Below are 15833 nucleotides of genomic sequence, written 5' to 3' on the forward strand. Positions count from 1 at the left end.
AATTTGCGCCGTCGCTCACGGCGGCTGCAAACCTATACCGGCTTGCCGATTGAGAACAGAGGCCGGGGAATTAAATCGTGGACGAAATAGCCGCAATTTCGACGATAATTCAATCCGCAAGGCGGGCTATCTGGCCTCGATACCGGCCCGCGCGTTCTCCTGCACCATGAACTGGGCCCGCGCGAGTTCCGCAAAACGGCCGCCCTGGGCCACCAGTTCATCGAAAGTTCCGGTTTCGATCACGCGGCCGTTGTCGAACATCAGGATGCGCGTCGCGTTGCGGATGGTCGAGAGCCGGTGCGCGATCACGAACGTGGTGCGGCCCTTCATCACTTCGTCGAGAGCGGCGTTAACTTTTGCTTCGGTGACCGCGTCGAGCGCGCTGGTGGCTTCGTCGAGGATCAGGATCGGCGGGTCCTTCAACAGCGCGCGCGCGATCGACAGCCGTTGCCGTTCGCCGCCGGACAGCATGCGGCCGCGTTCGCCGGCATGGGTCTCGAATTTCTTGTCGCTGCGTTCGATGAATTCGAGCGCCTGCGCCCGCGCCGCCGCAGTGCGCATTTCCTCTTCGGTGGCGTCCGGCTTGCCGACGCGAAGGTTGTCGGCGAGCGAGCGGTTGAACAGCAGCGCTTCCTGGAACACCACGCCGATATTCCGCCGCAGCGCCGTCAGCTTCAGGGCGCGGATGTCCATGCCGTCGATTTTGATAATGCCGGACTGCGGATCGAACGCGCGATGCAACAGGGCGATCGCGGTCGATTTGCCGGCGCCGGTCGGGCCGACCAGCGCGATGGTCTGGCCGGGCAAAGCGGTGAACGAGAGGTCTTCGATCGCCGGCCGCTTGCCGTCATAGGAAAACGAGACGTCGTTGAATTCGATGAGGCCCGAGAGCCGGCCGGTGTCCATCGCGCCGGGCCGGTCGCGCACCGCGGGCACGGCGTCGAGCACGTCGAAGAATTCCTGCAGGCGCGGCGCTTCCATGAACACGCTGTTGATGAAGCTGACGACCTGTTCGAGCTTCTGGATCAGCATGGTCGCGAAACTGACGAACATCACGATCTCGCCGACCGTCGTCAGGCCCTGCCCGTGCAGCACGATGCCGACGGTGAAGATCGCGAGCACCGTGATGGTGGTGGAAGCGCGAGTGATCACGGTGACCAGCGCCCACCAGCCGAGCACCGGCATCTGCACCGCGAGCAGCTTGTCGGCGACGAAGCGCAGGCCCTGCACCTCGGCATCAATGCGCACGAAGCTCTGCACCAGCGCGACGTTGCCGAGCGCGTCGGAGGCGCGCGCGGACAGGTTTGAGTAATGCTCCTCGACCTCGCTCTGCATGCCGTAGGTCTTGCGCACCACCAGCGTGGTCAGCACCGTGAACACCACGCACAGCAGGAACAACAGGATCGCCAGCCGCCAGTTGATGTAGAGCGACAGCGGCAGCAGCACCACCAGCGACATGATCGCGGCAAAATGCTCGCGAAAGAATCCGAGCCACAGCCGCCACAGTGAATCGGTGCCGTTCAGCATCACCTTCATCAGGCGCCCGGAATGGGTGCCGGTGTGGAAGGTCAGCGGCAGCTGCATGATGTGCTCGAAATAGTCGGTCAGCACCGCCTGCCGCTGGCGGTGCGCCAGCTTGTCAGCGTGCAGGGCCACTATGGCGCTGCAGCCGATGGTAAACAGGCCGAACGCCACCCAGGCCGCCAGCAGCGGCCAGGCCGATGAGGACGACAGCGGGCCCGGCGCCGGCTTGCCGGACAGCACGTCGATGATCTTGCCGAACAACACGGGCTCGGCGAATTGCGCGCCGGCCAGCAGCAGATTGGCGCCGGCCAGAATCCAGCCCAGCCGCGCCTCCTTGCCGAGCAGCTCGAGGACGCGGGTATAAAGGCGGATCATGGACATGCCGGAAGCACTGGAGGGCAATTGGGCGCGATCAATCGAGCCGCATTCTAATCAGGGATCGCAGCCGAGAACCAGCGTCCGCTCAAGTTTTGCTCAGTTGATCAGCCGGCCGTTGACCGGGGGCAGGAACTGGTCGTCGAAAATGTCCGAAGTCTGCGGCCGCTTCTGGAATTTGAAGCCTTCCGCGAGCTGATCGATCGAGCGCTCGAACCGTGCCACATCGATGCCGCCGATGCCGTTGCGCCTGACCTCGCCGGTCAGGATGTTGTCGCGCAGGATGGCGCGCAGCCGCTCCAGCTCCAGATCGCCCGAGCCGCCGTCCATGCGGTTGACGATCTCGGTCACCGCGGCCGCGGGGTCCTTGATGGCAAGGTGCAAACCGCCGATCGCCGCCCGTACGAATCCCCGCACGACTTCCGGCTTGGCGGCCGCCAGCGCCGGGTTGACGATAACGGCGAAGCCATAGGCGTCGCAGCCATAGTCGGCGAATTTCAATACCGCCAGATCGTCGGCCGGCACGCCGCGGTCCTTCAGGTTGATCGCCGAGAGATAGGAAAATCCGGTGACCGCATCGATCTGGCCCGCCGACAGCATCGGCTCGCGCACGGCGGCGCTGATGTTGCTTTGCTTGACGCCCGCGATCTTGATGCCGTTCTGCCTGGCCACCGCCGGCCACAGCCGGATCGAGAGATCGCCTTCGGCGACGCCGAGATTCTTGCCCTGGACGTCCGACATGGCCTGGATGCCGCGGCTCTTGCGGGCGATGATGGCGTAGGGTGCCTTGTTGAACAGCACGAATACCGCCTTGACCGGCGGGACGCCCTGCTTGTCCTTGTCGCGAAAACGCACCAGCGCGTTGATGTCGACCAGCGCGAAATCGCTGCTGCCGGCCGCGACGCGCGCGATCGCGTCCGGCGATCCGCTGGCGATGTTGGTGGTGACGGCGAGCCCCTCGGCGCTGAACAGCCCGCCGGTGGCCGCCATCACGAAGGGCGCGTCCGTCGCATCGATGGGCCGGTCGAGCGAGAACTGGATCGCGACCGGCGGCCGCGGCTCGTCCGCGCCGAGGCTCTGGCCCGCACCGAAGCACACCACTGCGCAAAGGCCTGCAAGCGAGGCGAGCATCGAGCGAAGGGCGTTGGTTCGGCGTGCACGCATTGAGCTTACGTCAGCAGGTGAGGGGCAAGTTGCCGCGCGGGCCAAGGTTGTCGGCTAGTTTGTTAGATCGCGAGTTTGTCAGATCGCATGTCTGTTTCATGACAAGAATACCGGCATTACAAGCCTTAAACGCAGGCATTCTGTCGCAGCTAACCTGAACGGGCGATGACTGCCACGATTTGGCCAGAGATCGTTCAGCTTGCGTATGGTTTGGGGAACCTAATATCCGCTCAGTGGTTAGCAATTCGAGGCCTGTCAGGCCAAGCTGCCACGGAGGACATTGAGATGTTTGCACGAAAAGGAGTGTTTTCATCGATCGGCCGCGCCAGCGCGGTGGCGACGGTCGTCGCGCTGGCGCTGACGACGTACCAGCCGTCGACCGCTTTCGCGGGCTCGGCGACCGCCAAGGGTGTGACGGCCACGACCGGGACCAGCGGCGCGACCGATTTCAGCTCGCACCGCAGGAGATATCACGGCGGCGGTGGCGCTGCGGCGGCGTTGGCTTTCGCCGGCATCGTCGGCACCGGTCTTGCGATTGCGGCCGCCCAGAACCGCCGCGACTACTACTATGACAGCTATGGTTACTACGGCGGCGGCCCGGTCTATTACGCGCCCCCGGCGTATTACGGTTACGGCCCCAGCCCGTACTACGGCTATTACGGTCGCGACCGGTACTATGGCGGCTACAAAAATCCCAACGCCTGGTAATTGCGGGCGCTGCTAAGGCCGATGTTAAACACGAATCCACCGGCCGCGCTCGGCCGGTGGATTTTTTTAGTTGTGAAGCCGGCCGTTAACACGCCGGCCACGACTTTCGATTAGGTTTGAGGGATGAGTGATTCGCTCGAACGGCTCTATCAGGCGGTACTCGCGGCCAGGAATCTCGATCCGGCAATTTCGCGAACGGCGCGGCTGTTTCAGCGCGGCCCGGCCAAGATGGCCAAGAAGCTGGCCGAGGAAGCCATCGAAGTCGTGATCGACGCCGTCAACGGCGATACCGATGCGGTGGTCCGCGAGAGCGCTGATCTGCTCTACAATCTGACCGTTCTGTGGGCAGCCGCCGGCGTCAAGCCGGAGGATGTCTGGCGCGAGATGGCGCGCCGCGAGGAGATGCTCGGCATTGCCGAGAAGCTGCCGAAATCGACAGCCAAGCCGCCCAAAGCCATTGCCGATGAGGCCGCCGCCAAGGCGTTATCCAAAGCCGTGACACCGCCTGCGGTTCGGCGGCGAATTGTCGCGCTGGAAGGCCGCAGCCTGCGAAAGCGGCATTAAATCCCCAAAATTCCGTCGTTTCCCGGCATGGACAAATCTGCTCCATGATGGTTCATGCGGCCATGCTGAAACGATCTTACGAATGGTTCATCGGCGCTGCCGACAAGCCCTACGCGCTCTGGATTTTGGCGGCGGTATCGTTCGCGGAAAGCTCTTTTTTCCCGATTCCTCCCGACGTCATGCTGCTGCCGATGTCATTGGCGCGGCCGAAGCGGGCATGGTGGTTCGCGACCGTGTGCACGATCGCCTCGGTGGCCGGCGGCGTGGTCGGCTACGCGATCGGCGCGCTGCTGTACGACTCGATCGGGCAGTGGCTGATCAACATCTATGGGCTTAGCGGCAAGGTCGAGGCGTTTCGCCAGTCCTATGCCGAATGGGGCGCGCTGATCATCATCGGCAAGGGGCTGACGCCGATCCCCTACAAGCTCGTCACCATCACGTCAGGATTTGCCGGCTACAATATCTGGCTGTTCATCCTGTGCTCGATCATCGCGCGGGGCGGGCGCTTCTTCGTGGTCGCCGTCCTGCTCAACCGTTACGGCGATCTCATTCGCAGCGAGCTGGAAAAGCGGCTCGGTCTCTGGGTCGCGATCGGCGCGGTGGTGCTGGTGCTCGGCTTCGTCATTGCGGTTAAACTGGTCTGACCTGCGCGCGGCGCGCTTTGCCGGTCCAGGTGTTCAAGTCAAGACCGCTTCAGACTACGCCCGCTTCAGGCTACGCTCGTTCCATGCCCGATCGAATCAGCCATGGTTTCAAGTCATTCGGGACGGAGTTCGCGGCCGCGGGCCTCGCGCTGTCGATGCTGGCGCTGACCTCTGACGCGGCCTGGTCGCAAGGCGCGCCGCAGCCCTCGCTCGGCGTGCAGTCGCCGGCCCAGCAGCCGGTGCCGCAAGGACCGGCGCCGCAGCAGATCGAGCCGGCGCCCCAGCCGGAAAATCCCGGCCTGATCAACGAAATCGGCAAGCTGCTCGAGAAATCCAAGTCGATGCTGCCGAGCCTGAAGAGCCCGGGCGAGACCATGGACGACCTCAACAGCCGCGCCAAAGGTGCCGGCGAGAGCCTGTCGAACATGGCGCGGCCCTCGATCATGGTCAGCGGACGCGCGGCCTGCCTGGTGTCGGCCAATGGCGCGCCGGACTGCAAGGCGGGCGCCGACAGGCTTTGCCAGACCAAGGGCTACAAGGAAGGCAAGAGCCTCGACACCGATGCGGCCGAGAAATGCTCGCCGAAAGTGTTCATCCCCGGCCGCAAGCGCGAGCCGGGCGACTGCAAGACCGAAAATTACGTCACGCGCGCGTTGTGCCAATAGCGCACTGACCCGGAAAAGTGGGCACCGGTTTTCCGAAGAGGTCATGCGCCCAAAAATAGCGCCAAAACGCAATACTTGACACTGGAAAGATTGCCTTGTTGGTATGACGTCCGGCATCTCTTGAGATATGAGGTGTCTCTTGGGTCATGCCCATGCCAGTACCGGAACACGCAAAAGGATTGCTTCGAATGTCCATGCCTGCCTTGTTCAAGGGCCGCCTTTCGATCCCCGTGATCGGTGCGCCGCTGTTCATCATTTCCGTGCCTGATCTGGTGATCGCGCAATGCAAGGCGGGTGTGGTCGGCTCGTTTCCGGCGCTGAACGCGCGCCCGCCGGCGCTGCTCGACGAATGGCTGGCCCGGATCAAGGAAGAACTCGCGGCTCACGACAAGGCGAATCCGCAAGCGCTCTCGGCGCCGTTCGCGGTCAACCAGATCGTGCACAAGTCGAACAACCGCCTCGATCAGGATCTGGCGCTCTGTGAAAAGCACAAGGTGCCGATGATGATCACCTCGCTCGGCGCGCGCGAAGAGCTCAACCAGGCGGCGCACGGCTGGGGCTGCATCGTGTTCCACGACGTCATCAATCAGCGGTTCGCGCACAAGGCGGTCGAGAAGGGTGCCGATGGCCTGATCCTGGTCTCGGCCGGCGCCGGCGGCCATGCCGGCGAAATCTCGCCGTTGGCCTTCGTGGCGGAGACCAGGCAATGGTTCGACGGCCCGATCGCGTTGTCGGGCGCGATCGCGAACGGCCGCGCCATTCGTGCGGCTCGCATACTGGGGGCCGACTTCGCCTATATCGGCTCCGCCTTCATCGCCACCGCCGAGGCCAATGCAGTGGAAGGCTACAAAGAGATGATCACGGCCTCGGCCGCGGAAGACATCGTCTATTCCAACCTGTTCACCGGCGTGCACGGCAATTATCTGAAGCCGTCGATCGTCGCGGCCGGCATGGACCCCGAAAACCTGCCGATCTCGGATCCGTCGAAGATGAGTTTCGGCACCGACGCTTCGGGCGAACGGGCCAAGCCGAAGGCCTGGAAGGAAATCTGGGGCTCGGGCCAGGGCGTCGGCAGCGTCGCAAAAGTCTTGCCGACAGCCGAACTGATCGCAAGATTCAAAAAGGAATACACTGAGGCGATCGATCCGCCGCTGTGAGATTCTTATCTTCCCTTCTCCCCTTGTGGGAGAAGGTGGCGCGAAGCGCCGGATGAGAGCTCTGTATCCTCCTCTCGAATCTTACGGTGAGGAGAGAACCCCTCACCCGTCTTCGCTTCGCGAAGCCACCCTCTCCACAAGGGGAGAGGGAAGAAAGCGACGCTCCGTCGCGGCGCCGCCATCACACGTTCAGATTCATCCACACCGCCTTCGGCTCGGTAAAATTCTCGATCGCAGCTGAGCCGTGTTCCCTGCCGAAACCGGAGTCGCGCACGCCGCCCCAGGGCAACCGCACATCGGTATAACCATAGGTGTTGATCCAGACCGTCCCGGCCTTTGCCTTCCTGGCAAAGCGCTGGACGCGGCCGATGTCGCGGCTCCATACGCCAGCGGCGAGGCTATAGGCGGTGCCGTTGGCGATCCGCAGCGCATCGGCTTCATCGCGAAACTTGATGACGCTGACGACCGGCCCAAAAATTTCCTCCTGCGAGATGCGCATCTCGTGTTTGACGTTAGCGAACACGGCGGGGCTGATGAAATAGCCGCGGTCGCCGACGCGTGTCCCGCCGGTCGTCAGCAGCGCGCCTTCCTTCTGGCCGATATCGACATAGTCGAGGATGCTCTTCATCTGCTTTTCGGAGATCACGGGACCGAGCGCCGTGGCGCGATCACCGGGGTCGCCGATGCGGATCGACTGGGCGCGCTGCGTTAGCCGTTCGACCACTTCGTCGTACACTTTCTCATGGACGAGTACACGCGAACCGGCCGAGCACACCTGCCCGGCGTTGAAGAAGATCCCCGAGGCCGCCGCCTTGCTGGCCGCCTCGATATCGGCGTCGTCGAAGATCACGTTGGCGGATTTGCCGCCGAGTTCGAGCGACACCCGTTTGAAGTTGCCGGCTGCACCGCGCAGGATGCCGCGGCCGACGCCGGGTGATCCCGTGAACGTGACCTTGTCGACGTCAGGGTGATTGACCAGCGCGTCGCCGACAACCCGGCCGGGGCCGGTGACGATGTTGAGCACGCCCGGCGGCAGGCCCGCTTCCAGCGCCAGCTCGCCGATCCGCAGCGCCGACAGCGAGGTCAGTTCGGCGGGCTTCATCACGATCGTGCAACCGCAGGCCAGCGCCGGCGCCAGCTTCCACATCCCGATCATCAGCGGAAAATTCCAGGGCACGATCGCCGCGACCACGCCGACCGGCTCGCGCAATGTGTAGGTCAGTGCGTCGTCCCGCGTCGAGACCACCTCGCCGTTGATCTTGTCGGCCCAGCCCGCGTAGTAGGTCAGCGTGTCGATAGCGGCTGGCAGATCCTGCCGCAGCACGCCTGATATCGGCTTGCCTGCATCGAGACTTTCGAGCGCCGCGATTTCGTCGGCGTGTTTTTTCATCAACTCCGCAAGACGGAGCAGGATCTGCCCGCGCTCGGCGGCGCGGAGGCTGCGCCAGGGGCCTTCGAAGGCCCGGCGGGCCGCGGCTACGGCGCGATCGACATCGGCCTCATTGCCTTCGGCCACGGTGGCAATCACCTGTTCGGTGGCCGGATTGAGCGTCTTGAACGTAACCCCGGAGAGGGAAAGCACGTGCTGGCCATCGATCAGCAGCAACCGGGGTTTTGCGGCCGCTATCGCGGGCGCCGCCGCATCGACGTAATCATATGCAATAGACATCATATTACCTCCAATTTCTGATCTCAGCCTAGGAGGATATTTTCCGCAGTAAATATGATATGATTTGCCTATGAACGATCCAGGATATGCAGTCGACTTCATAGGTTGAGCGCAATGCACCACATCGAGATCGAAACCGTCTGGCGGTTTCACAAGGAGGGCAGCCCGCAGACCGCCGTGGTGATGCTCGGAATTCTCAACGAGATCCGCAAAACCGGCAAACTCACCAGCGCAGCCACGCACGCGCATCTGTCCTATCGCCATGTCTGGAATCTGGTCGAGCAATGGTCGGATTTCTTCGGCGTGCCGCTGGTCGAGACCCAGCGCGGCAAGGGCACGATTTTGACGGCGTTCGGCGAGAAGCTGGTCTGGGCTGGCGAGCGGATGCAGGCGCGGCTCGGCCCGCAGCTTGAAAATCTGGCGCAGGAACTCGCGACCGAGATCAAGCCGTTCCTGCACCAGCGTCCGTCCGTGATCCGCGTTCACGCCAGCCACGGTTTTGCGGTCTCGAAGCTGCGCGAATTGCTCGACCGCGAACCCGGCATCGGCGTCGACCTGCGCTATGTCAGCAACCAGAACTCGCTGCTGTCGCTGGCGCAGGGAGCCTGCGATCTGTCCGGGGTGCATCTGCCACGCGGCGAACTGCGGGCGCAGGGCATCCGCGCCTGCAAGGAATGGCTCGATCCGCGCGAGGACCGCGTCATCAGTTTCGTGACGCGCGAGATGGGACTGATGGTCAAGCCGGGCAACCCGCTCAAGATTTCATCGATCAAGGATATCGTGGATCGCAAGGCGCGCTTCGTGAACCGCGATCATGATTCCGGGACACGGCTGCTGTTCGATCAACTGCTGGCGCTGCACAAAATCGACGAGGCCAAGATCAACGGCGCCCAGCAGATGGAGTTCACGCACGCCGCGGTCGCCGCCTATGTCGCCAGCGGCATGGCGGATGTGAGTTTTGGCGTCGAGGCCGCGGCGCGGCAGTTCGGGCTCGATTTCATCCGCTTGCTGACCGAGGACTATTTCTTTGTCTGCAAGCGCGCGTTTCTGGAGACCGAACCGATGCGGCGCGTCATCGACATCATGAAGGGCCGCGAGTTCCAGCGCGAGGTGGCGAGCCTGCCCGGTTATGTCGCGACCGACACCGGCATGGTCAGCAACGTCAAGGGGTTTCTGGAGAGCGTGGCTAGCGGCGCGGCGTAAGAATTTCGCGCGACACCGCAGCCCTTCCGTCATGGCCGGGCTTGTCCCGGCCATCCACGCCTTCCTTACTCAAGTGAAGCAACACGTAGATGCCCGGCACAAGGCCGGGCATGACGAGGCACAAAATGATATCGTCACAGGCCTCCAAACTTGCAATCAGCGAGATCGAGTATCATGACGACCAAACAGGATCTGAGCGCGCATGTCGCGCTGGTGACGGGCGGCTCGCGCGGCATCGGTGCGGCGATCGCGATGATGCTGGCCGAACTCGGCGCCGCCGTTGCGGTCAATTATCGCGAGCGCGCAGCTGACGCAGAAGCGGTGGTCGCGAAGATCAAGGCCGGTGGTGGCCGCGCGATCGCAGTTGCCGCCGACGTATCGCAGGCCGCCGCCGTCACCGCGATGGTCGAACAGGTCGCGCGCGACCTCGGTCCGATCGACGTTCTCGTCAACAATGCCGGCATCGCGCTCGTGCGCAGCGTCGACGAACTCTCCGAGGCCGATTTCGATCAGACCATCCTGGTCAACCTGAAGTCGGTATTCCTCTGCACTCAGGCCGTTCTGCCGGCGATGCGGGCGCGCCAATGGGGCCGCATCGTCAATATCTCCTCGGGCGCCGCGCGCGGCGCCGGCGCCATCGGCCCGCATTACAATGCGTCCAAGGCCGGCATGGAGGGACTCACGCGGGGGTACGCCGCGCGGCTGGTCAAGGAAGGCATCACCGTCAACAACGTGGCGCCGTCGCTGATCGAGACCGACATGATGCGCGGCCGCACCGATCTCGCCCGTAACATTCCGCTCGGCAGAATGGGCCAGCCCGAAGAAGTGGCGCAGGCCGTCGCGATGGTACTCGGCAACGACTACATGACCGGGCAGACCATCATCCTCAATGGCGGCATGGCGTTCATTTGACGAAAGCCTGAGCAGCCCGTGCAAATCGCGCACGGCGCCCTGTGTCGCCGTGCTCTCGACTCTCCGACAGCGAGCGGGCAGAAAGCAATATTCTCCTCACAAGGGATCATTGATTGATGGACGCTATTTTTCGCGTGGACGGCAACAGCGTCCTCACCAGTCCCCTTGCAGCCGGACCATGGGACCCGAGCATGCAGCACGGCTCGCCGCCGGCGGCGCTGGTGGTGTGGGCGGCGGAAGCATTGCCCACGGCCGTGCCGATGCGGATTGCGCGGGTGACCGTGGATTTGATGCGGCCCGTGCCGGTGGCGCCGCTGACGATCGAGACCGAAATTTTGCGCGAGGGCCGCAAGATTCAGCTTTGCGCCGTAAAACTTCGCGCCGATGGCGTCGTCGTGGTGGGCGCCACCGTACTCAAGATCAAACTGCAGGCGAGCGAATTGCCGCCGGAAGCCGTGATCGAGCCGGTCACGCTGCCGGGACCGGAGCAATCGCGGGTCGAGCCGGCGGATTTTTCCTCGAGCCCGTTCGTGACCGGCATGTCGCTGCGCGCCGCCCGCGGCCGGTTCGGCGTTCCCGGTCCGGGCTCGATCTGGTATCGCGTCGATCGGCCGATCGTCCAAGGCTTCGCGGTGTCGCAGGCGATGCGGGCCATGGTCGCCGCCGACTTCTGCAACGGCACCTCGGCGGTGCTGGATTTCCGGCAATGGACGTTTCTCAACGCCGATCTCACCGTCAATTTCGCGCGGGCTCCGGTCGGTGACTGGATATTGCTCGACGCCGAGTCCTGGATTGGCCCCGACGGTGCCGGCCTCGCCATGGCCCGGCTGGCGGACAGCCGCGGCTATTTCGGCCGCGCCGTCCAGAGCCTGGTGATCGAGCGGCGCTGATTCGCCGGCGGTCGGTCAGCCGCATCAGGGTCGGCACAAACCGGGACGCGGCCGGTGAATGCGTGCTGGCAATTAATCACTCGTTAACCAAATCAGCCCCATTCTTAATTATTCAGTAACCACGATCGGGCGGATCCATCATGCACGCAACAGCGGGGGCAACGCGACAACTGGTTCGCATGCGGGGCCGCTCCTATGTCGCCTTCGTGTTTACGCCGGAGATTCCGATTCTCGGCTGGCTCGCGGAGATCGATGCGACCCTGGCGCGATCGCCGGGCTTCTTCGTTGGCAAGCCTGTCGTGCTCGACCTGTCGGCGCTGGACCTCAGCCGTGCGGCCATCACCCACCTCGTCAATAATCTGGAAGAGCGCAACATCCGCGTGCTGGGTATCGAGGGCGTCGACGCCGAGAAGCTCACCAATAGCATGCCGCCGCTTTTGACCGGCGGCCGTTCCTGCGTCATCACGCGAACCGAGCCCACCGAAAAGCCTGAGGCCAAACCGAAGCCGAACTCGCTGCTGCTCGAAAGCCCGGTGCGCTCGGGCCAGTCGATCGTCTTCACCGATGGCGACGTCACCGTGCTGGGTTCGGTCGGCTCAGGAGCGGAAATCGTCGCCGGCGGCTCGATCCACGTCTACGGCACGCTGCGCGGTCGGGCGATGGCCGGCGTGAACGGCAATTCGTCGGCACGGATTTATTGCCAGAAGATCGAGGCGGAACTGCTCGCGATCGACGGCTACTACCAGACCGCTGAAGAAATCGATGCTTCGCTTCGCAACCGCCCGGCCCAGGCCTGGCTGCAAGGCGACACCATGAAAATCACCCCGCTGAATTAACCGGCTAAGGAGATCACGCTATGGCCAAAGTCCTGGTCGTTACATCCGGCAAAGGGGGCGTCGGAAAGACGACGTCCACGGCCGCCCTCGGTGCGGCACTTGCCCAGAACGGGGAGAGCGTCGTCGTCATCGATTTCGACGTCGGCCTGCGCAACCTCGATCTGGTGATGGGCGCCGAACGGCGCGTGGTGTTCGACCTCATCAACGTGGTGCAGGGCGTCGCCAAGCTCCAGCAGGCGCTGATCCGCGACAAGCGTCTGGAGAATCTGTGGTTGCTGCCGGCATCCCAGACCAGGGACAAGGATGCGCTGACCGACGAGGGCGTCGGCCGGATCATCGCGGAGCTGCGCACGAAATTTGACTGGATCCTGTGCGACAGCCCGGCGGGCATCGAACGCGGCGCGATGCTGGCGATGCGCTATGCGGACGAGGCGGTGATCGTCACCAATCCCGAAGTCTCCTCGGTGCGCGACTCCGACCGCATCATCGGGATGCTGGATTCGAAAACCGTCAAGGCGGAGCAGGGCGAGCGGGTGACCAAGCACATATTGATCACGCGCTACGATCCGGCGCGCGCCGCGCGCGGCGAGATGCTGAGCATCGACGACATTCTCGAAATTCTGGCCACCCCGCTGCTCGGCATCATTCCCGAGAGCCAGGACGTGCTTCGCGCCTCGAATGTCGGTTCTCCCGTTACGCTGAACAATGCGGCCAGCGCGCCGGCGCGGGCCTATTTCGACGCCGCTCGCCGCCTGCTGGGCGAAACCGTCGACATGATCGTGCCGGCCGAACGCCGGGGCCTGATGAACCGGTTGCTCGGACGGAGGGCGGCATGAGCATGAATTTGCTGCGACTGTTCAGCGGCCGCAAGGCGTCCGCCCCGGTGGCGCGGGAACGGCTGCAGATTCTGCTGGCGCACGAGCGTGGTCTGCGCGGTCAGCCGGACCTGTTGGCTACGCTGCGCGAGGAGATTCTGGCGGTGGTTTCGCGCCACATCCAGCTTGATCCCGACAAGGTCACGGTCAGGCTCGATCGCGGCCCGACCGTATCGACGCTCGAAGTCGATATCGAAGTGCCGAATAACTTCGAGCAGACCAAGCTTCAGGTCGAACGGCGCGCTGGGGCGGCTTGATACCGCCGTAGCAGCCGCGCCATCGCGCGGCTGCGGGGTCGCCTGGACACCGCTTTTTGGATAGGATGCGGCGTCCCTCGCGGCCAGGCTGACCATGACCACGCGACCCGTGCTTCCCCTGACCGGCGGCTGCTCCTGCGGCGCGATCCGCTACGAGGTCGCGTCGTTTCCCTTGCTGCTCTACAGCTGCAATTGCACGGATTGCCAGACCGCCTCCGGCAGCGCCTTTGCGCTCAACATGCCGGTCTTCGCCAGGGATTTTCATATCCTGAAGGGTGCGCCGAAGCCATGGCACCACATTTCGCCGATGGGCGTTGCGGTCATCTCCTGGTTTTGCGGCGATTGCGGCGGCCGCATCTCCGGCGACCGCGCGGGGCGCGAGCAGATCGTCAATTTGCGGGCCGGGACGCTTGACGATACGAGTTGGCTGACGCCGGTGGCGCATATGTACATGAAGAGCGCGCAGCCGTGGATCGCGCCTGCGCCGAGCGCCGAATGCCACGAGATCGGCCCGAGCGATTTCGCGCCGCTGGCGGAGAAATGGCGCGCATTGTGGCCGGAGTTTTTTCCGGAAAAATAGTCCACGCGGTTGAGGGCACTCTCGTGTCCCGGATGCTGCGCAGCGCGCAGCACTTCGCGGCGTGGTGCGCTGCTGATCCGGGACCCATCTATCGGAGCATCGCGCTGCGTGGGTCCCGGCTCTGCGGAGCAGCGCGAAGGGCGCTGCACCGCGTCCGGGACACGAGTCCGCGCGAACTACCCCACCATCCGGTCGCGACCGGTCCAGAAGCCGGCTTTCAGCACCTTTTTGTCGACCTTGCCGACGCCGGTCATCGGCAGCTCCGTGACGAACTGGATGTGCTTGGGCGCGTGCGCCGAACCTTTTTTCGTTTTCACGAGGTTGATCAGCTCGTCCGCGTTCGGTTTTGTACCCTCGCGCGCCACCACGACGGCCGTCACCGCCTCGCCCCATTTGTCGTCGGGCACGCCGACCACGGCCACCATTGCGACGTCGGCGTGCTGCGACAAGACGTCTTCGACCTCGCGCGGAAAAATGTTGAAGCCGCCGGAGACGATCATGTCCTTCTTGCGGTCGAGGATGAACAAATAGCCGCGCTCGTCTGATCGCGCGATGTCGCCGGTGTGCAGCCAGCCGTTCTTCAAGGTCTCGGCGGTCTGCTCCGGCCGCTTCCAGTATTCGGCCATGACATGCGGCGCGCGCACGCAGATTTCTCCGGCCTCGCCGGTCGCGACCTCCTGGTCGTTGTCATCGAGCACCTTGACCTCGCACGCGCTCACCGGGAAGCCGCAGGACAAAAACATTTCCGGCGTTTTGGGATCGTGGTCGGCCTTGCGCAGCACCGACAAAGGATAGCACTCGGTCTGGCCGTAGAGCTGCGAGAATACCGGCCCGATCCGCGCGATGCCCTCGACCAGCCGGCTCGGCGACATCGCGGAGGCGCCGTACAGCAGCAGTTCGAGCGAGGAGAGGTCGGTCTTGTCGAGCGACGGGTGATCCAGCATCACGTAGATCATGGTCGGCACCAGCAGCGTGAAATTGATGCGCTCGCGCTCGACGGTCTTGAACACGGCTTCGGGGTCGAAGCCTTTCAGCATGTGCACGGTGCCGCCGCGCATCAGGGTTGGCAGCACCTTTGTCCCCGCGACATGGCTGATCGGCGCCACCGTGAGGTAGCTCGGCCGATCCGGAATTTCGAAATCAGCCAGGATCGCGTTGGCAGAGCCGGCCGCTTCCCGGTGATAGCGCAGCGCGCCCTTGGACTTGCCCGTGGTGCCGCCGGTGTAGTTGAGAATCGCGATATCGTCCCGGCCGGCGAAGCAGCGCGGCGTCGCGCTACCGAAGGCTTCCACTGCGGCGAGCAGGTCAGCGCCGTATTCGGCCGGGCCGAGTGTGAAAACGGTTTTGAGGCCGGTTGCCCTGGCCGCGAGTTCGCCGCCGCGATCGCGAAACGTAGTACCGTCGACCACCAGCATCTGCGCTTCGGAATCCTCGATCTGGAACAGCTGATCGTCCAGTGAGCCGAGCGGATGCAGCCAGGTGATCGCGAGCCGCGACAATTGCGCGGCGACACCGGCGCACCAGCTGTCGGCGCGGTTGGCGGTGAGAAACGCGACGCGGGTGCCCGGCTTGAAGTTCAGCTGCATGAACACGCTTTGGATACGGCCGATCAGATCGGTCGTGCCCCGGTAGGTGATCGATCCGCCGGGCCAGCTGAACGCGGTGCGCTCCGGATAACGCGCCAGCGCCCGCAGCGTTTGCTCGCAAGCAACCGGAGACGCGTACAGTGGATTGTCCATTTCCTAAATTTCCCCCGGCAACTTTTGTAATCGACTGTCGATCGTGCCAATGTTTCTCCGACGCTAGCACA

The 15833-nt window shown here is 63.8% G+C and carries 16 protein-coding genes; 12 read left to right on the forward strand and 4 right to left on the reverse strand.

Annotation, left to right across the window (positions count from 1 at the left end):
• Positions 1 to 126: 126 nt before the first annotated feature.
• Together ACSQ84_RS29235 and ACSQ84_RS29240 are read right to left on the reverse strand one after the other, a co-directional pair.
• Positions 127 to 1905 (reverse strand): glucan ABC transporter ATP-binding protein/ permease, encoded by a 1779-nt coding sequence (locus ACSQ84_RS29235; protein WP_436215199.1) that lies wholly within the window; start codon positions 1903 to 1905, stop codon positions 127 to 129.
• 93 nt (positions 1906 to 1998) lie between these two features.
• Positions 1999 to 3063, reverse strand: a complete 1065-nt coding sequence (locus ACSQ84_RS29240; protein ID WP_436215200.1) for an ABC transporter substrate-binding protein — start codon at positions 3061 to 3063, stop codon at positions 1999 to 2001.
• Between the two features lie 285 nt (positions 3064 to 3348).
• Here ACSQ84_RS29240 and ACSQ84_RS29245 point away from each other — a divergent pair, with 285 nt between their 5' ends.
• The 5 genes from ACSQ84_RS29245 to ACSQ84_RS29265 all read left to right on the forward strand — a co-directional run bounded on the left by ACSQ84_RS29245 (position 3349) and on the right by ACSQ84_RS29265 (position 6801).
• On the forward strand, positions 3349 to 3771 hold the full coding sequence (locus ACSQ84_RS29245) for a hypothetical protein (protein WP_436215201.1): 423 nt from the start codon (positions 3349 to 3351) through the stop codon (positions 3769 to 3771).
• 123 nt (positions 3772 to 3894) lie between these two features.
• Positions 3895 to 4335, forward strand: coding sequence for a phosphoribosyl-ATP diphosphatase (gene hisE, locus ACSQ84_RS29250; protein ID WP_436215202.1), 441 nt, complete (start codon positions 3895 to 3897; stop codon positions 4333 to 4335).
• Positions 4336 to 4397: 62 nt separating this feature from the next.
• Positions 4398 to 4979, forward strand: a complete 582-nt coding sequence (locus tag ACSQ84_RS29255) for a YqaA family protein (protein WP_436215203.1) — start codon at positions 4398 to 4400, stop codon at positions 4977 to 4979.
• Positions 4980 to 5062: 83 nt separating this feature from the next.
• The gene (locus tag ACSQ84_RS29260) at positions 5063 to 5644 is read left to right on the forward strand and encodes a hypothetical protein (RefSeq protein ID WP_436215204.1); all 582 of its coding nucleotides are present in this window, start codon (positions 5063 to 5065) and stop codon (positions 5642 to 5644) included.
• A 188-nt stretch (positions 5645 to 5832) separates the two neighbouring features.
• Positions 5833 to 6801, forward strand: a complete 969-nt coding sequence (locus tag ACSQ84_RS29265; protein ID WP_436215205.1) for an NAD(P)H-dependent flavin oxidoreductase — start codon at positions 5833 to 5835, stop codon at positions 6799 to 6801.
• Positions 6802 to 6982: 181 nt separating this feature from the next.
• Here ACSQ84_RS29265 and ACSQ84_RS29270 read toward each other — a convergent pair whose 3' ends face one another.
• A complete protein-coding gene (locus ACSQ84_RS29270; protein WP_436215206.1) occupies positions 6983 to 8470 on the reverse strand; it encodes an aldehyde dehydrogenase family protein in 1488 nt (495 codons plus the stop codon).
• 114 nt (positions 8471 to 8584) lie between these two features.
• On the opposite strand from ACSQ84_RS29270, the gene ACSQ84_RS29275 reads away from it, so the two are divergent.
• The 7 genes from ACSQ84_RS29275 (at position 8585) to ACSQ84_RS29305 (ending at position 14023) form a co-directional block, all read left to right on the forward strand.
• Positions 8585 to 9673 (forward strand): substrate-binding domain-containing protein, encoded by a 1089-nt coding sequence (locus tag ACSQ84_RS29275; RefSeq protein WP_436215207.1) that lies wholly within the window; start codon positions 8585 to 8587, stop codon positions 9671 to 9673.
• A 174-nt stretch (positions 9674 to 9847) separates the two neighbouring features.
• Positions 9848 to 10585, forward strand: a complete 738-nt coding sequence (locus ACSQ84_RS29280; protein ID WP_436215208.1) for an SDR family NAD(P)-dependent oxidoreductase — start codon at positions 9848 to 9850, stop codon at positions 10583 to 10585.
• A gap of 116 nt (positions 10586 to 10701) precedes the next feature.
• The gene (locus tag ACSQ84_RS29285; RefSeq protein ID WP_436215209.1) at positions 10702 to 11475 is read left to right on the forward strand and encodes a thioesterase family protein; all 774 of its coding nucleotides are present in this window, start codon (positions 10702 to 10704) and stop codon (positions 11473 to 11475) included.
• A 140-nt stretch (positions 11476 to 11615) separates the two neighbouring features.
• The gene (minC, locus tag ACSQ84_RS29290; RefSeq protein ID WP_436215210.1) at positions 11616 to 12311 is read left to right on the forward strand and encodes a septum site-determining protein MinC; all 696 of its coding nucleotides are present in this window, start codon (positions 11616 to 11618) and stop codon (positions 12309 to 12311) included.
• 20 nt (positions 12312 to 12331) lie between these two features.
• Positions 12332 to 13147, forward strand: coding sequence for a septum site-determining protein MinD (gene minD / locus ACSQ84_RS29295; protein WP_436215211.1), 816 nt, complete (start codon positions 12332 to 12334; stop codon positions 13145 to 13147).
• Entirely contained in the window at positions 13144 to 13443 is a 300-nt protein-coding gene (minE, locus tag ACSQ84_RS29300) for a cell division topological specificity factor MinE (protein ID WP_436215212.1), read from the forward strand. Before minD ends, minE begins: the two co-directional genes overlap by 4 nt.
• A 94-nt stretch (positions 13444 to 13537) precedes the next feature.
• Positions 13538 to 14023: a GFA family protein gene (locus ACSQ84_RS29305; protein WP_436215213.1), complete on the forward strand. Its 486-nt coding sequence runs from the start codon at positions 13538 to 13540 to the stop codon at positions 14021 to 14023.
• Positions 14024 to 14199: 176 nt separating this feature from the next.
• On the opposite strand, the gene ACSQ84_RS29310 is transcribed toward ACSQ84_RS29305, so the two are convergent.
• A complete protein-coding gene (locus tag ACSQ84_RS29310) occupies positions 14200 to 15762 on the reverse strand; it encodes an AMP-binding protein (protein ID WP_436215214.1) in 1563 nt (520 codons plus the stop codon).
• Between the last annotated feature and the right edge of the window lie 71 nt (positions 15763 to 15833).

The organism is Bradyrhizobium sp. LjRoot220 (genome assembly GCF_964252915.1).
In the GTDB taxonomy this organism is placed as follows: domain Bacteria; phylum Pseudomonadota; class Alphaproteobacteria; order Rhizobiales; family Xanthobacteraceae; genus Bradyrhizobium.

Excerpts from the sequence above, each read along its gene's own strand:
- ACSQ84_RS29235 (WP_436215199.1), bottom strand. The coding sequence starts at position 1,905 with ATGTCCATGATCCGCCTTTATACCCGCGTCCTCGAGCTGCTCGGCAAG.
- ACSQ84_RS29240 (WP_436215200.1), bottom strand. The coding sequence starts at position 3,063 with ATGCGTGCACGCCGAACCAACGCCCTTCGCTCGATGCTCGCCTCGCTT.
- ACSQ84_RS29245 (WP_436215201.1), top strand. The coding sequence starts at position 3,349 with ATGTTTGCACGAAAAGGAGTGTTTTCATCGATCGGCCGCGCCAGCGCG.
- hisE (WP_436215202.1), top strand. The coding sequence starts at position 3,895 with ATGAGTGATTCGCTCGAACGGCTCTATCAGGCGGTACTCGCGGCCAGG.
- ACSQ84_RS29255 (WP_436215203.1), top strand. The coding sequence starts at position 4,398 with ATGCTGAAACGATCTTACGAATGGTTCATCGGCGCTGCCGACAAGCCC.
- ACSQ84_RS29260 (WP_436215204.1), top strand. The coding sequence starts at position 5,063 with ATGCCCGATCGAATCAGCCATGGTTTCAAGTCATTCGGGACGGAGTTC.
- ACSQ84_RS29265 (WP_436215205.1), top strand. The coding sequence starts at position 5,833 with ATGTCCATGCCTGCCTTGTTCAAGGGCCGCCTTTCGATCCCCGTGATC.
- ACSQ84_RS29270 (WP_436215206.1), bottom strand. The coding sequence starts at position 8,470 with ATGTCTATTGCATATGATTACGTCGATGCGGCGGCGCCCGCGATAGCG.
- ACSQ84_RS29275 (WP_436215207.1), top strand. The coding sequence starts at position 8,585 with ATGCACCACATCGAGATCGAAACCGTCTGGCGGTTTCACAAGGAGGGC.
- ACSQ84_RS29280 (WP_436215208.1), top strand. The coding sequence starts at position 9,848 with ATGACGACCAAACAGGATCTGAGCGCGCATGTCGCGCTGGTGACGGGC.
- ACSQ84_RS29285 (WP_436215209.1), top strand. The coding sequence starts at position 10,702 with ATGGACGCTATTTTTCGCGTGGACGGCAACAGCGTCCTCACCAGTCCC.
- minC (WP_436215210.1), top strand. The coding sequence starts at position 11,616 with ATGCACGCAACAGCGGGGGCAACGCGACAACTGGTTCGCATGCGGGGC.
- minD (WP_436215211.1), top strand. The coding sequence starts at position 12,332 with ATGGCCAAAGTCCTGGTCGTTACATCCGGCAAAGGGGGCGTCGGAAAG.
- minE (WP_436215212.1), top strand. The coding sequence starts at position 13,144 with ATGAGCATGAATTTGCTGCGACTGTTCAGCGGCCGCAAGGCGTCCGCC.
- ACSQ84_RS29305 (WP_436215213.1), top strand. The coding sequence starts at position 13,538 with ATGACCACGCGACCCGTGCTTCCCCTGACCGGCGGCTGCTCCTGCGGC.
- ACSQ84_RS29310 (WP_436215214.1), bottom strand. The coding sequence starts at position 15,762 with ATGGACAATCCACTGTACGCGTCTCCGGTTGCTTGCGAGCAAACGCTG.